This is a genomic window from Desulfosporosinus acididurans (genome assembly GCF_001029285.1).
GTDB lineage: Bacteria > Bacillota > Desulfitobacteriia > Desulfitobacteriales > Desulfitobacteriaceae > Desulfosporosinus > Desulfosporosinus acididurans.
The window spans coordinates 18,170-33,621 of sequence record NZ_LDZY01000010.1; the positions used below are offsets into that span (position 1 = coordinate 18,170).

Genomic DNA, 15,452 nt, shown 5'->3' on the forward strand with positions numbered 1-15,452 from the left:
GTAACTTTAGAACACAGATCAGAGTGACAAAACAAATAGAACTGTCTCCCAAGCAGACAGTCCTTAACTTACTTCCGTCTGCCTTCCCAAGCCTCACAGGACTTCATTTAAAGGCCATTCAACTGTCATTAAGTTTACTTTAGGTTGGCAGAAATGTCAATCCTTCCTGCAAACACTTAAGAAGATTAGAGAACACTTCAGGCACCGGAACGTCAAACCTCATCCATTCCCCGCTCCGGGGATGTTTAAAGCCTAAATGGGCCGCGTGGAGAAGCTGTCCCTTTAGCCCGAACCTGTTTTTCGCAGGTCCGTAAACAGGATCCCCTAAAACGGGATGCTTCAGATAATTCATATGTACACGGATCTGATGCGTCCTGCCGGTTTCCAGATGTACTTCTATGTAGGTCGTATCCGGATAACGTTCCAGAACTTTGTAATGAGTGACAGCAGTTTTAGAATGATTCATAACAACAGCCATGCGCTTGCGATCCGACGGATCACGTCCGATAGGCGCATCAACAGTACCTGAAGGTTCATGGATCACGCCATGCACCAAGGCTAAATAGATTCGTTCCATACTGTGCACTTTAAGTTGACCAGCTAAGTTTTGGTGAGCATCATCATTTTTAGCCACTACTAAAATCCCTGAAGTATCCTTATCAATTCGGTGTACAATCCCAGGCCTTAAAACTCCGTTAATTCCCGAGAGATTACGACAGTGGAATAATAAAGCGTTAACAAGAGTGCCTGTCCAAGCACCGGGCGCCGGATGAACTACCATACCCTGCGGCTTGTTGACGACTAAGACATCCTGGTCCTCATAAAGGATATCTAAAGGAATATCCTCTGGCTCTGCCGTGGCCGGACGAGGCTTTGGCATTGACACTTGAACTCTGTCACCCTTGCGGACTTTATAATTTCCCTTTTTAATCTGCCCATTAACTTTAACGTATTCCTTGGCAATCAGATCTTGGACAAAGGACCTGCTCTTTCCTAAGACATGAGTCACCCCAACATCAAGTCGAATTCCTTCCGAAACTTCAAATTCTAAGCTTTCAATTTCCGTAGAACTATCTTCCAGTCCCAACTCAATCTCGTTAATTTCTTCGTTAAAGTCTTCATCAAGCTGTTCTGAGCCAACTACTTTTTTTGTTTCCACACCTAATTCTAACCATCCCATATTAAAATTCTATCATCTGCGTTCATTCTTGAATATTCGCTTTTAATGACTATATTTACCTATATTCTTTATTCGGTTTTTAAGACTCCCACTTTTATGAGTAGAGATGGGTCCTTCGTTAACTTCAGGTGGGGTAGAGTCCTCCTTCGCCGCTAAGTATTCCTATTGGGAAAGGCGGCCCCAACTTCTGCAAGCAGGAGCGGTTCTCATAGTAAAATTATTCCTGAGTATTGCTGGGCTTGAGATCCTGATCAGGAGTTTTGGGAACTTTCTCGTCCAGATATAACTTAAGCATCAGGAGTCCAACGCCAACAACGATCATACTATCAGCAAAATTGAAAACATAGGGCCAAACTTGCACGTCGATATAATCGACAACGCGGCCAATCACAAGGCGGTCATATAAGTTACCAAGAGCCCCTCCGCCAATCAAGCCAATAGCCAACCGCAGAAGCACTTCTTTTTGGGGAATTCGAAATTGACCATAAATTACCCCGCCCACAACCACAAGAGCTGTCACAACAAAAATCCAGGTACGTCCAGCCATCAAGCCGAAGGCGGCCCCTGGATTAAGGACATAGGTAATATGAAATACCTTGGGAATGACTATCAGTGATTCGCCCGGCACAAAATTCTTCTGAATCAACACTTTTAAGAGACGATCAACGATCCATACGCCAATCATTGCAAACCAGACCAACAATCCTTTAACCCCCCCTGTTCTTTCTCATCTTAACACAGGGGTTTAAGGAGAGCAAATTTTCCTTTTCGCAGGCAATTCATCTAAGTGCGCCCGTGTTTCTCACTATAATGGATTGTATTGCCTCGCCCTTCCGGTTCTCGGCCGGTCTCGATGGTTTCTATAAACTCGCTGGCTCCAATGACCTCATCAGAATCCTCATACAAATCATTGGGATCTGATATATCTCTATTCGTCCCTAAATCCTGAAGTGAATCAGACGTTCCATAACGGGCTACTGCCTGCCAAGCATCTTCACCATCAAATTCGACTCGATCCGTCCCGTCATTAAACGTTCGGGAAAAGGGACGATTGAGAATTTCATCTTCGACAGGTTCACGATGCAATGAATGCTGCTCCTCTTTTTCTTCCTCACGACTGCATTGAGTACATACCGTCGCATAGGGCACAAGTTCAAGCCGTTCATAGGGAATCTCTTGACCGCAGCGTTCACAGACTCCATAGGTGCCTTTCTCAAAACGCTCTAAAGCTGCATCAATAGCTTCAATCCTATGTACAGAACGATCATGATAGGCAACATCCTGGGAACGCTGATATACCTCAGTCGCCACATCGGCCGGATGGTTGTCCGCAACCGACAGTTCACCAAGAGACTCCCTCATATCTCCATTAATAAGTTCTGCTGCCATCTCCGTTAAGCTTTCCTTTTCCGCGCGCAGCGTATCGATTAGTTTTAGATAACGAGACCCATTATTCATCTCACTGCCCCTTTCCAATGCTCCAAGCAAGCTCCGTAAATTTTTAATCTCGTTTCAATAATCCTAGTGTTCCCACGCGCTGACTATTTACCCAAAAAACTTTAACAGAAAAAAACTCCGCATCACATAATTGTGACGCGAAGTTCGTCATCTATCACAGAAACTTAAGAACCTCAAAAATCTAATCCAAAAGAACCTCTAATTGCATGCCATTGGCGAGACTGAAAGCATTTCCTTCATCTGTATCAATGTGCATATCCAAGGCATAATTTGGGCTGACACGGATAAGAACTTGGTCGAAAATTCCGCCTCGTACACCTGGAACCACAACCCGGACATGGTCTCCATCCTTTAAGGAATATTTTTGAGCTTCTTCAGGTGTCATATGAATATGGCGAGCTGCAATAATAACCCCTTCATCAAGATGAACTTTTCCCTTAGGGCCTTCAACATCGATTCCTGGCGTCTCTGCAAGCTTTCCAGAGTCCCGGACCGGAGGTTTAACTCCTAATTTAAAGGTATCCGTGGCTGCTAATTCCACTTGAGACGCCTTTCTGGCCGGTCCTAAAACACGAATTCCCGGCATGGAACCTTTAGGACCAATAAGCGTCACCGTTTCTTCACAGGCAAACTGACCCGGCTGACTTAAATCTTTTGTTTTCGTCAACGTATGACCTGCACCAAAGAGTTCTTCGATATGCGCCTGGGACAAATGAATGTGTTTGTTGGAAATACCTACCGGAACCATAAAACTAGCCATTAGATTTATCACCCTCCATAGTTACTGCGAATGAAATCATAACATCTGCCCGAAAGAAATTTCCGGGTGCGAAATTTCATTAAATAATAGTATACTCCATTTCATCATAAAACGACACAAATCCAAGTATAAATATCATAATTAAATTTATGTTAAGCGATCTCATCTGAGCCTAGCGTTTCTTATTCCAAGTATCAGAACGATATTTGGAACGTAGTATTTCCTGCATTAAATATCGTTCAGTGTCTGTTAATTGACTTTGAATCAAGTCAATCTCCATAACTCTACAAAATCCGCGGCAGATCTCTCGCTCCAATTCCTCTCGCCCAATAGGCTGAGGCCAGATTTCATCCAAAGCACAAGCTTTTTTTTTAAATCGTTGCAGTAAACGTTCCCTCAGCTCTGCATTGGGAAATTTCAGAAGCCGAAACAGAAGATCGGCATCAAAATGGAGTAGGATCGATCCATGCTGCAAAAGCATCCCCTCTTTCCGCATCTGAGCGCTCCCCACCAATTTTCGGCCGTTGACAACAAGTTCATACCATGAAGGAGCATCGAAACAAGCCGCAGTAGTTGTTTCCTTCGCAACTCCGCCAACAGACATCTCTGCCGGAATTCCCAGGGCTTGAAATCCGGATAATAAGGCTTTGCTGATCTTCAAATAGGATTCCGTTACAGTCCCTGAAACATTCGGGTCCTTTTCCGGGGCAATGACACTATAAGTCAGCTCATATTGGTGCAAAACCGCCCGCCCTCCTGTCGGTCTGCGCACAATGTCAATTCCTTCCGCCTGACAGGCCCTTTCATCAACCTCTCGCTCATAGCTTTGAGCATAACCAAGGGATAAGGCTGCCGGGTTCCAGCCATAAAAGCGAAGAACGGGCTGAGGATCAGTAGCCTGAACCATCATCAGTAATAACGCCTCATCAATAGCCATATTTTCAGCTCCCGAGGCTGCAGCATAAGGCAGGTAACGCCACAAATCCATAGGATCACTCGCTTTCCTTTGATTTCTCCAAACCGCTCCGAACTTGAGCCCAAGCCCTTACCGCTTCATCTTGAGTCAGAGGCCTCGGATAATTATAGAGTTCTTGACCGGGCGTTTCGTTATAATACGGACGATTGCAGCCTGTACAACCCGAAGTTTGAAAGGGTATTCCCCCCCTTTTTTCTTTCAGCACATCGATAGAAATGCCATAGCTGATCAACTGTCCCTGTTCAAATATAAAATCGTCCTTCCGCCCTAAGTGATTTCGGATGAGATCATGAGCAACCTGAATCCGACGATAATGAGACAACTGAGGTTGAGCGACTCCTTCCATTCGCGTCCCCCGTACAGGGGTAAAAGCAAAGAGCGCTGTGGTAACACCATGATCGCAGAGAGATTGCAGACAATGAATCATTTCCTCGTCATTTTCCCCTAAACCGACAATCAAATGAGTTGCTATATGACCAGGAAACATTTGAGCAGACCTGAAAAGCAGATCCCTTCGTTCTTGCCATGAACCATCTTTACTGCGGGCATAAATCTCAGGAGTTGCAGCATCTAAAGCAATGCTTACATGATCAACACCGAGATTCAAAAGTTCCTCAACCTCCTCGAGGCTTCGGGGACCTGCCGACACGCAGATTGGCACTCCAGTTTCCGCTTGAACTGCTTTAACCCAATCCTTAGTCTCTTCTAGAGCTGCTTTATCCTGAACCACTTGAAAGCAAATTCGCTGCAGCCCATGATTGGCCTGAGAGACCCGTAATCCTTGGAGGAATACCTCATTGGCATAATCCGGCCAGCTAACCCTCGAGAGAAGATCTGCTCGAGCGCCACTCTCGCGGGCTTGTGCACAGAAAGCACAATTAAAGCGGCAGTGTTCTCCGACCATCAGGTAGGCAGTTGTAGGTAAAACATCAACCCTAACCTTTTTTAAACCCAAGACTTTAGCCGTACCCAGAGAACATCGTATCATAAAGCACAACACTCCTCACCGTGTATAACCTTAAGGCCCAATTCTTCTGCTCTTCGCCGAGCTCCCGGGGTCGGCATAACTAAACGATTCAAACCCAAATCAACGGCGGCTTCATCCAGAACCTGCCGGTATTTTCCCTTAGGACGCATGCATCCCAAAACTAAAGGTATCTTAGAGAAACGGATCCTTGCCCTAGCCAAAAAGTCAATAACCTCCTCCACAGGCAGAGGCCGCCTATCGGCATAGCGTGTTCCCGGTGTCGGAATAAACACATTAAAAATCAACCCCCGAATATCTAGTTCGGAAAGCACTTCCAAAGCCGCCTCTTCCCCCTGCCACTCTCCCCCTTTCAGGCCTAATGTTACATGGGGCATCACCGGCACTACGTCCTGCAAAGCAAGAAAAACCCGGCGGTAATCCTCCGGGCCAAAATCCAAGCCATACACTTCACGTATCGTTTCCCGATCTGCTACGAAGTCAAAAGAGATGACATCAGCCAAATCTTTAAGCAAAGGAACTTCCTCATCGCTTAATAATCCCACGTGAAAATTCAAACGAACATTTCTTTTAAGCCTGCGCAGAAATTCCAAATGTTCCGGGAAAGGGACCTTCCCCTCCCGTGTACACCCTCCACTGATAAGTGCACTGCGAAATGGATAACTCTGATTAAGAGCCCCGCGAATTTGAATCTCTTCGACACTAGACATCCCCGTCAGGTAATGTCCGCCGCAATGAGCGCAATTAAGAGCACAGGAATGACCTGTAAGAGTGATGCTCTCTGTCTGAGTGGGAAAGTCAAAGAAGATCTCATCGTTAAAATTCGCCCGCCGCACCATCCATGCCCGTTGAATAAGGCTCAAGCCATCTTCATGCTCCATCTCTCTTCATCCTCACTTAAATTAAAACTCATCTCTGATAGTACCGTATTATAACTTGGATATCTACCCCGAAAAGACTACAGACCATAGACCTCAAAGCAAGGCACCTTCGCCCCCAAGAGTGAACTCATTGCATGGAGAGGCGGTAAAGCCCACAAAGGCTGCGCGGGGCAGCGGAGCCAGTGGTTCACATCAGGTACTACCCTGTGGTTTGGCACGAAAGTGTCCAGTGGACATTTTCGCTCGAAGCGGCAATCCCCAAAGAGTACTTATCCGCTGAAGATAGCTGACCCTAGCGACCTAATTTCATTCTTCCAAAGGCGTCCCATTTAGGCTGCATGAGTACCTATCCTGGAAAAACTAGGGACTCTAAAGCAAGGCAGCTTCGCCCACAAGAGTGAACTCATTGCATGGAGAGGCGGTAAAGCCCACAAAGGCTGCATGGGGCAGCGGAGCCAGTGGTTCACATCAGGTATTACCCTGTGGTTTGGCACGAAAGTGTCCAGTGAACATTTTCGCTCGAAGCGGCAATCCCCAAAGATTACTTATCCGCTGAAGATAGCTCCCATGCGGCCGAGTGGGCGAGCCTCGGAATGCTGAGTGAACGGTGTGGGTGAAGATGCCTGACCCAAACGACCTATTTTCATTCTTCAATGGCTTTACATCCAGACCGTTAGTGGAAAAAAACCGCCCCAAAGAGCGGCATATTAAAATCACCCTAGTTCTCAGACAAATGAATTACTTCTTCCGATACCGCAAATCAGGCTTCCGCACCGCAGCCACCTCATCTAAACGAGTCACTAAAGTAGTATGCGGAGCATTCTTGACCAAATCCGCATCTTCACGGGCTTCCTCAGCAATCTTAATGAGGACCCGGGCAAATTCATCGAGAGTTTCGGCGCTTTCCGTTTCGGTAGGCTCAATCATCATTGCCTCTTCAACAATCAATGGAAAATAAATCGTGGGCGGATGATAGCCATAATCCAATAAGCGTTTGGCAATATCTAAGGTGTGAACTCCTGTCGCTTTCAAGGTCTTCGGCGTAATTACAAATTCATGCTTACAAGTACGATCGAAGGGGAGATAATAATGGTCTTTGAGCACTTGCATTAAATAATTGGCATTAAGCACTGCATTTTCAGACGCTGTCTTGAGCCCTTCTCCCCCCAAGGCCCGAATATAAGCGTAAGCCTTAACGAGCACCGAGAAATTAGCGTAAAATGAACGAACCCGGCCAATTGAAAGCGGCAGATCGTCCTCTAAGCCAAAGGTACCGTCATTCTTTCGAACCACAATAGGCTTGGGCAGGAAGGGCAGCAAAAATTCCTTTACTCCGACGGGACCGGCACCAGGTCCTCCGCCCCCGTGAGGCGTCGAAAAGGTCTTATGCAGATTAAGATGAACAACGTCAAACCCCATATCTCCGGGACGAGCAATACCCATGATGGCATTGGTATTGGCACCGTCATAGTACAATAAGCCGCCGACATCGTGAACAATCTTGGTGATTTCCAGAATATTTTCGTCAAACAGGCCAACGGTATTGGGGTTTGTCAACATTAGAGCAGCGACTTCATCGCTGGCAACTTTTCTTAGAGCCTCCAGATCTACGCCGCCACGCTCAGTGGAAGGCACCTGAATGATATCATAGCCGACCATTGCAGCCGTCGCCGGATTGGTTCCATGAGCTGAATCCGGAACGATGACCTTCGTACGTTTCCGATCCTGCCTATGTTCATGATAGGCTTTAACAATTAACATCCCCGTCATCTCTCCATGAGCGCCGGCTGCAGGCTGGAGAGTAAATCCATCCATTCCCGCCAGCTCACACAGATCTTCCTGAAGCTCGGCCATAAGCTGCAGAGCCCCTTGAGTTAAGACCTCCGGCTGATAAGGATGGAGGGCCGAAAACCCAGAGAGACGAGCCAAAGTTTCATTCACTTTAGGGTTATACTTCATTGTACAAGATCCCAGGGGATAAAATCCAGTATCTACTCCATGATTAAAGGTTGAAAGCCGAGTAAAATGCCGTACAACATCAACCTCGGACAATTCAGGAAGCTGAGGTTCCTGACGGGTAAGCATATGCTCGGGGATCATTGTCTCAACGGGGATTTCCGGAACATCACATTTTGGTAAACTGACTGCATTTCTGCCAGCAGCGCTGAGTTCAAAAATTAGCGGTTCTAATGCTTTCATTGGATTTCCCCCAATCTGGCCACAAGCCGATCAATGTCAGCTTTACATTTAGTCTCGGTCACACAGAAGAGAAGATGATGATCAAGTTCTGGGTAGAATCGCGCTAAATCCAATCCGCCAATGATTTGATCTTTGAGAAGAGCCTCATTGATTTTCGAGGGTTCCAACGCTGTCTTTACCACAAATTCGTGGAAGAAAGGCCGTTGAAAGGCTAAACTCATGCCTGGAAGCTTGACGATCTCCTGAGCGGCATAATGGGCATTTTGGAAATTCAAATTGGCCAATTCTGAAACTCCTTTTTTCCCCAAAGCGCTCAAATGCATGGTAAAGGCTAAGGCACAAAGGGCTTCATTGGAACAAATATTAGAAGTAGCCTTTTCTCTTCGAATATGCTGTTCGCGAGCCTGCAAGGTCAGAACATAACCTTTTCGCCCGTTTTTATCTGTCGTTGCTCCTACAATCCTTCCCGGCATTCTCCGCACATACTTGTCTCGACACGCCAAAAAGCCTAAATAAGGACCGCCAAAATTAAGAGGATTTCCAAAGGCCTGACCTTCTCCGACAACAATATCTGCCCCGCATTCTCCCGGAGTCTTCAGCAGGCCTAAAGACACGGGATTAACAGCCATCACGGCAAGCGCCCCTTTTCCGTGAGCAGCGACGGTAATTTGTTCTGCCTCTTCTATATTGCCGAAAAAGTTTGGTGTCTGCACCAGCACGCCTGCTATACCTTCCTGAAGCTTAGCTTCTAAGGCTTCAAAGTCTGTTACTCCATCCTTGGACGGAATTTCGATCAATTCAACCCCTCGCGGCGGCAAATATGTTTTAAGAACATCACGATATTCCGGATGGACTGTCTCCATAACTAAAATTTTGTTTCTCTTTGTGGCATCACAGGTCATGAGTGCAGCCTCAGCTAAAGCCGAAGCGCCATCATACATGGAGGCATTTGCCACATCCATTCCCGTTAACTCACAGACCAACGTCTGATATTCATAGATAGCTTGAAGCGTCCCTTGCGAAATTTCCGGCTGATAGGGCGTATAAGCAGTATAGAATTCAGAACGAAGCAATAACTGATCCACAAAACTCGGGATATAATGTTCATAAGCACCAGCTCCCAAGTAAGAACTGTACTCTTCAACGTTCTTATTTTTAGCAGCCAATCCTTTGACATGTTTAACTAATTCTTGTTCCGACATTCCTCCGCGAATATTGAGAGGCCGTTTTAAGCGAACTTCTTTGGGTACATCTGCAAAAAGGTCTTCTACGGACTCAACCCCAATACGGGCTAAGAGCCGCTCTTTTTGGCTGTCCGTATTTGGCACGAAGTTCATACTAGTGTTCCTCCTCAGCCACAAACTCCTCATACTCAGCAGCAGTCATTAAAGTATCCAAAGGGGACAAATTCTCTGCCTCAACTTTTATCAGCCAGCCATCTCCATAGGGATCACTATTTAACAATTCCGGTGAGTCGATCACTAAAGTATTTACTTCAACAACCTTACCGCTTACAGAAGCCGTGATATCTGAAACTGCCTTAACTGATTCAACAGTTCCATAGGATTCTCCCGCGGTTACCCTATCTCCTACTTCAGGCAGTTCAACGAAAACAACATCTCCCAGACTTTCCTGGGCATGATCAGTAATCCCAAACGTTACGATATTCCCTTCTGTCTTCGCATATTCGTGTTCTTTGTTATACTTTAATTCTACTGGATTCATGGTATCATCCTCCTCAATATTTTTGTTATCCGGTTTTCAAGACCCCCACTTCTATAAGTGGGGCTGGTTCCTTCGTAAACTTCAGGTGGGGTAGAGTCCTCCTTCGCCGCTAAGTATTCCTATTGGGAAAAGCGGCTCGGCAATAATGTCCACTGGACATTATTGTATCTGAGCCCCGATGTTCAGCTTTAGCGTAAGCAAGTTCACTTTATCCGCTAGCTCCGTTTATAAAACAAACTGGGAATAATCTTTGCTTGAACAGCCTTTCCGCGAATCACCACGTCTACCGTTTCACCTAATACCGCTAAATCTGTGCGAATAAGACCTAAAGCAATATTTTTATCAAGAGTCGGGGAGTAGGATCCTGAAGTAACAAATCCGATCTCTTCCCCATTCTTTTGCAAGGGATAATGAGAACGGGCAATCCCCCGTCCGATCATTTCCAGACCAACAAGCTTTCGCGGCACGCCTTGCTCCTTTTGCTTCAGGAGCACATCCCGGCCAATAAAATCCGACTTATCTAATTTGACAAAGATACCCAGTCCAGCTTCTAAAGGAGTAATGTTCTCCCCTAATTCATTGCCGTATAAGGGTAAGCGGGCTTCAAACCTTAAAGTATCGCGAGCACCTAAGCCAATGGGTTGTATCCCTTTTGCCGAACCGACTTCCAGAATCCTGCGCCACAATTGTCTGGCAGACTGAGAGGAGGCATATATCTCAAAACCATCTTCTCCCGTATATCCCGTGCGAGAAATCAGGCATCTGATATCGTCGACTTCTCCATAGCAAAAGGTATAATATTTCAAGGCCGACAAATCAACATTTGTCAATCCTTGGAGGATTTTTTCCGCTTGCGGCCCTTGCAAAGCCAACTGAGCATATTGGTCCGAGATATTCTCCACGGTGACCTGAAAATTGTCGACTTGCTCAAGAATCCAAGAAAAATCTTTTGCTGTATTGGATGCATTGACAACAAGCAAAAAATGCTCGGGAGTATGTTGATAGACCAATAAATCATCTACGATTCCGCCATCCGGATAGCACATGGGAGAATAAAGGATTTTTCCATCTTCCAGCTTACTGGCATCATTTGTAATTATCCTTTGTACAAAAGACAGCGCATCTTTTCCTTGAACATCGATTTCGCCCATATGGGAAACATCAAAAAGCCCTGCATTTTTGCGTACTGCCTGATGTTCCTCGATCACTCCGGAATACTGAACCGGCATTTCCCAGCCGCCAAAATCAATAAGTTTTGCTTTGGCCGCTTTATGTTCTTCGTAAAGTGGAGTTCGCTTCAGTTCTGCCATTTTGGCACCTCCTCAATTCTGTATAGTTTTAACTGAAAACTGAAACTTAACCTCTTCCATCGTAAAAAATTAACTAGCCGCCGTAGATACAAAAAAGGACAAAAAAAGATGCCTTTCGCATCTTCTCTGTCCTTTAACCTGAGAGATTCGCCGTCTTCCGGCTTCCCCTTTGGTGTTCCCTGTGAAGAGAAACTCTCCAGAGTACCGTCTACTAGCCGTACCTTTGCCTGAGAGTTTCCCCCCTTGAAAAGCGACTTCAAGGGATTTTCTCCTTCGGCGTCTGGGACTTCTCCCAAATCTCTCCTGCTAGTATCATTCGGTAGCTGTTATCGTTATACAATATACTATGCTTTTTTTTTCATTTCGTCTATACCCTTTTTAAAAGTTTGACTGATTTTTTTCAATATTTAATTACTCAATTCGACAATTACCAATATTCGTAAAGATTCCCAAACCTTCAGACTTCTATAATTCCGGCCCCATAAATAACTAAAATCCCGTCCCTCCATAAAGGGACGAGATCAATTACATACCACCCTTGTCACTAACATTTTCAATAATAATAATTCTCGTTTACTTAGCCAAAATAATTAGTTATGAGTCCTTCAAGATTACTTTACGTATAATCGTCACTAATTTTGCTTGTCCCTCAGAATCGATAGGATCAACCATCCAAAGACACAAAAAAGAGACTTTACGTTGTTTCCATTCCTGAACCAGCGGTTCCATCGCTTCCTTAGAAAGGTATAAATGAGTGGAGTCTTGACTGGGAGTCAGACTTACCACAACACAACGCTGCTCAAGATCATCCATAATTTGAAAGGCACGATCAAGCAAATCGTCGCTTCCGGTCATCAGTACATCCCCAGGACGAAAATGATTACTGGCTTCAGCAATTCCCACACAAAGAATTTTCAAATCTTTGGTTTCTAAATCTAAATTATGGAAGTCAGGTAAAAGTTGGATCTCTTGGCCTCCTACTTTACCAACAAAAATCTTCCTTTCATCCTCATGCAACCCAAATCCTTGAATGAGAAAGTCAGAAGATATCTCACTAATCAATCTATTCATCGGTGACAATCCTTCTCTTTCCAAGTTCTCTTTTAGAACATTTTACCACGAATGCAGACAGCTTAGCAACAACTCCAGCAGCCTTTAACCCTTTAGGCTATACCTTCATTTCGCTCTTGCATCGTTTCTAAATCAAGATGGGAGAGCAAAAAGGACTTGAGTTGACTTCGAATCAAATCGCGTTTCCTAGATAATTCCTGTATTTCTCCCTGTATTTCTTCCCACTTTTCTTGAGCTTCAGACACTTTGGCTAACTTATTCTGTTCAGCTTCCTTCAGCAAAAGTTCAGCCTCATGACGTGCAGCTTGTTTTACTTCTTCCGCAGTTTGCTGGGCTAAGACCAGGGTTTGCTGCAATGTATTCTCAATTTGACGGAAATGACTAATTTCGGACTCTAAAGCTTTTACTTTTTCGCGTAATTCGAAGTTTTCAGTGTAGGCGGATTCAAATTCCTGACTCACAGTATCCAGGAATTTTTCCACTTCTCCGCATTGATACCCTCGAATCCCTTTATTGAATTGCTTATTGCGTATATCAAGAGGAGTCATTTGCATCATTGTTCCCTCCTACTGGCGTTGTGACTTATAAAGAATAAGCTGCCAAGCCGTACGTTCCTTGCGAGTCTGAGTACACTCCAATAGCTTAATACGTCCGCGTCCCCGGCAAGAAATAGTTTCTCCAGGCTGCAGTTTAAGTTCCGCTTTGTTAACTACCAGGCCTTCGCACCGTACCTTGCCCTGGTTAATCCATTCCTGTGCTAAAGTTCTTGATACACCAAAGGAATGGGCAAGAAGAGCATCTAAGCGTGATGAACTTACTGTAATCCGTTTTTCTTCTCCCTTGTCGGACAGAATATTCGGCTTTTGGCTGCATAATGCCGCTTTAATTTTTTCCCGTCCGGCTAGTTTCCAATAATCGATGATAAAGGGAGCAATATCGGCCGAAGTCACTAAATAATACGCGCCTTGACCGGCACAGATGTCTCCTAAAACCTCCCGCTCTATACCCAAACCCAACAGAGATCCGAGAATCTGGCTGTGTTCGAGCCGAGCTTGAGGATTCGCAGGCCAAGCCTCAAGAATTGCCAGATTGGCATCCTCAGAATCTAACGCCTCTCCCCAGGGGCCAATAACAATACGAACGCGTTCCGCGTCCGGAAACCCGCCTGCCAGTAAATAAGCTAACCCTTCTTTCCTAAGAATCCCTTCAAACCAATCCCGCAGGGCAAAACTTAAAAAAGGAGTAACTTGTTTAGTGTTATGACGAAGTACTGTATCTAGTTGATCTAAAAGATGAGCAGCCGTCAAACGTAGGTCCTTTTCGTTCCAAAACCCAAGCACACTGCGATCTATAGAAGGTTTCATCTAATAGAAAAGCCTCACAATCAATGATTGAATCAGATTTAAGACGATAATAGCAATCAAAGGAGAAAAATCCAGTCCCATACCCCCTGAACTAATCTGAAAACGCTGAAACGGTTTCAGTAAAGGATCGGTCACATCATATATGATTGTGATTAGAGGGTTTGGTTTTAATCTCGGGATATATGAGAGGAACGTTCGAATAATTATGGCAAAAATCAGGATTGTAATCACTTTATCGATAATCTGCGCAATTAGAGAAATCAATTAATAATCCCTCCTATTTTGACCAAAACAGACCTTTAACTTTCAGCTCATCTCGCATTTCCCCGGAAATATCAACGTTATTGGGAACAAATAGAAAAATCCCGTTGCCAACTTTCTGCATATTGCCGTTTAGGGCATAGGTTGTCCCGCTGATAAAGTCAACAATCCGTTTTGCTAATACCTTCTCAGCATTCTCCAGATTGACAATAACCGGCCGTCGAGATTTCAGCTGATCAGCGATATTTTGGGCATCTTCAAAAGTATTCGGCTCTAAAACGACGACTCGCATTTGTTTTTGCGTATGAATACTAACAACGGGAGCATTTTTTCTGCTGGTGCGTATTTCTTCTTGGTCAATTTTCTCTTTTTCCTGTTCTTCAAAAGCATCCTCTTCCGGTTCATCATCCGCAAATCCCATAATGCCAATCATCTTATCAATCAATTTTGCCATAGCTGGCCCTCCCTTTCATATATCTCTTTACATAGAGCTAATACTTCTTACCTACTGACTAGCCGCGTTCACCGAAAATTTGACGTCCCACTCGAACAAGAGTGGCTCCTTCCTCAATGGCTAATTCATAGTCTCGGCTCATCCCCATTGAAAGGTCCCGCAAATCAACACCTGGCCAGCTGCGAGATTGCAAAGAATCACGGAGATTTCTCAGTTGGCGGAAGAATTCCCGAGTATCTTGCAAGCTGGCCTCCAGAGCTCCAATTGTCATCAAGCCTCGAACGTTAACAAAAGGATACTCCTTAATTAAGTTTAAAAAATCCGGAACCTCCTCAGGAGCTAAGCCAGCTTTGGCAGGATCTCGAGCAATATTGACTTGGACCAATGCTGCCCAGATCAAACCTTGTCGTCTTCCGTGTTCATTTAAGGCTTCTAAAAGTGAAAGGCGATCCAAAGAATGAATAAGAGCAACCTTGTCATTCAAATATTTAACCTTATTAGTCTGCAGTCTGCCCACAATATGCCATTCACAATCATCCGGCATATGTGAAACCTTCTCCTGCCATTCTTGGATTCGGTTTTCTGCGAAAGCTCGCTGCCCAACCTGGTAAGCCTCCTGAATTTTTTGAATAGGCTGGGTCTTGGAAACCGTCAACAATTTTACTGCGGCACAATTTCTGTTGCTCCGCTCAATAGCTCGAAGAATTCGCTGACGAACTTCTATTAAACGTTGTTGAATACCCAAATCTTCCATTTCCTGAATATCCCCTTCGCAAAGAATTCTACGCTTTTCCTCCGTTTCCTGCTACGAAAGTCTGAAGCTAGATA

General features: G+C 45.0%; 17 protein-coding genes and 2 riboswitches. All 17 genes read right to left on the minus strand.

Annotation, left to right across the window (positions count from 1 at the left end; all coding sequences use genetic code 11):
* Positions 1-139 precede the first annotated feature (139 nt).
* Positions 140-1,180, minus strand: a complete 1,041-nt coding sequence (locus DEAC_RS14270; protein WP_047810750.1) for an RluA family pseudouridine synthase — start codon at positions 1,178-1,180, stop codon at positions 140-142.
* Between the two features lie 217 nt (positions 1,181-1,397).
* Positions 1,398-1,883: a signal peptidase II gene (gene lspA, locus DEAC_RS14275; RefSeq protein WP_047810751.1), complete on the minus strand. Its 486-nt coding sequence runs from the start codon at positions 1,881-1,883 to the stop codon at positions 1,398-1,400.
* Between the two features lie 80 nt (positions 1,884-1,963).
* The gene (locus DEAC_RS14280; protein ID WP_047810752.1) at positions 1,964-2,638 is read right to left on the minus strand and encodes a TraR/DksA C4-type zinc finger protein; all 675 of its coding nucleotides are present in this window, start codon (positions 2,636-2,638) and stop codon (positions 1,964-1,966) included.
* Positions 2,639-2,819: 181 nt separating this feature from the next.
* Positions 2,820-3,398, minus strand: a complete 579-nt coding sequence (gene pduL / locus DEAC_RS14285) for a phosphate propanoyltransferase (RefSeq protein WP_047810753.1) — start codon at positions 3,396-3,398, stop codon at positions 2,820-2,822.
* Positions 3,399-3,570: 172 nt separating this feature from the next.
* The gene (locus tag DEAC_RS14290) at positions 3,571-4,386 is read right to left on the minus strand and encodes a lipoate--protein ligase family protein (protein ID WP_047810754.1); all 816 of its coding nucleotides are present in this window, start codon (positions 4,384-4,386) and stop codon (positions 3,571-3,573) included.
* 4 nt (positions 4,387-4,390) lie between these two features.
* Positions 4,391-5,362: a LipS2 family lipoyl synthase gene (gene lipS2, locus DEAC_RS14295; RefSeq protein ID WP_047810755.1), complete on the minus strand. Its 972-nt coding sequence runs from the start codon at positions 5,360-5,362 to the stop codon at positions 4,391-4,393.
* Positions 5,359-6,240, minus strand: a complete 882-nt coding sequence (gene lipS1 / locus DEAC_RS14300) for a LipS1 family lipoyl synthase (RefSeq protein WP_047810756.1) — start codon at positions 6,238-6,240, stop codon at positions 5,359-5,361. Before lipS1 ends, lipS2 begins: the two co-directional genes overlap by 4 nt.
* A gap of 738 nt (positions 6,241-6,978) precedes the next feature.
* Positions 6,979-8,439, minus strand: a complete 1,461-nt coding sequence (gcvPB, locus tag DEAC_RS14305; RefSeq protein WP_047810757.1) for an aminomethyl-transferring glycine dehydrogenase subunit GcvPB — start codon at positions 8,437-8,439, stop codon at positions 6,979-6,981.
* Complete coding sequence (gcvPA, locus tag DEAC_RS14310) at positions 8,436-9,776, minus strand: aminomethyl-transferring glycine dehydrogenase subunit GcvPA (protein WP_047810758.1); 1,341 nt, start codon at positions 9,774-9,776, stop codon at positions 8,436-8,438. The genes gcvPB and gcvPA overlap by 4 nt, the downstream gene beginning before the upstream one ends.
* A 1-nt stretch (position 9,777) precedes the next feature.
* Entirely contained in the window at positions 9,778-10,164 is a 387-nt protein-coding gene (gene gcvH, locus DEAC_RS14315) for a glycine cleavage system protein GcvH (RefSeq protein ID WP_047810759.1), read from the minus strand.
* Between the two features lie 215 nt (positions 10,165-10,379).
* Positions 10,380-11,474 (minus strand): glycine cleavage system aminomethyltransferase GcvT, encoded by a 1,095-nt coding sequence (gene gcvT, locus DEAC_RS14320; protein ID WP_047810760.1) that lies wholly within the window; start codon positions 11,472-11,474, stop codon positions 10,380-10,382.
* A gap of 124 nt (positions 11,475-11,598) precedes the next feature.
* Positions 11,599-11,676: riboswitch (glycine riboswitch) on the minus strand.
* A gap of 3 nt (positions 11,677-11,679) precedes the next feature.
* A riboswitch (glycine riboswitch) is annotated at positions 11,680-11,790 on the minus strand.
* A 278-nt stretch (positions 11,791-12,068) separates the two neighbouring features.
* A complete protein-coding gene (locus DEAC_RS14330; protein ID WP_047810762.1) occupies positions 12,069-12,545 on the minus strand; it encodes a hypothetical protein in 477 nt (158 codons plus the stop codon).
* 92 nt (positions 12,546-12,637) lie between these two features.
* Positions 12,638-13,099 carry a DivIVA domain-containing protein gene (locus DEAC_RS14335; protein WP_047810763.1) on the minus strand — a complete coding sequence of 154 codons (462 nt, stop codon included), beginning with the start codon at positions 13,097-13,099 and terminating at the stop codon, positions 12,638-12,640.
* A 12-nt stretch (positions 13,100-13,111) separates the two neighbouring features.
* Positions 13,112-13,909 carry a YlmH family RNA-binding protein gene (locus tag DEAC_RS14340; protein ID WP_047810764.1) on the minus strand — a complete coding sequence of 266 codons (798 nt, stop codon included), beginning with the start codon at positions 13,907-13,909 and terminating at the stop codon, positions 13,112-13,114.
* Positions 13,910-14,173: a YggT family protein gene (locus DEAC_RS14345; protein ID WP_047810765.1), complete on the minus strand. Its 264-nt coding sequence runs from the start codon at positions 14,171-14,173 to the stop codon at positions 13,910-13,912. It lies immediately after the preceding gene.
* A 13-nt stretch (positions 14,174-14,186) separates the two neighbouring features.
* Positions 14,187-14,624, minus strand: a complete 438-nt coding sequence (locus DEAC_RS14350) for a cell division protein SepF (protein ID WP_047810766.1) — start codon at positions 14,622-14,624, stop codon at positions 14,187-14,189.
* A gap of 58 nt (positions 14,625-14,682) precedes the next feature.
* Positions 14,683-15,369, minus strand: coding sequence for a YggS family pyridoxal phosphate-dependent enzyme (locus tag DEAC_RS14355; RefSeq protein WP_427846270.1), 687 nt, complete (start codon positions 15,367-15,369; stop codon positions 14,683-14,685).
* Positions 15,370-15,452 lie beyond the last annotated feature (83 nt).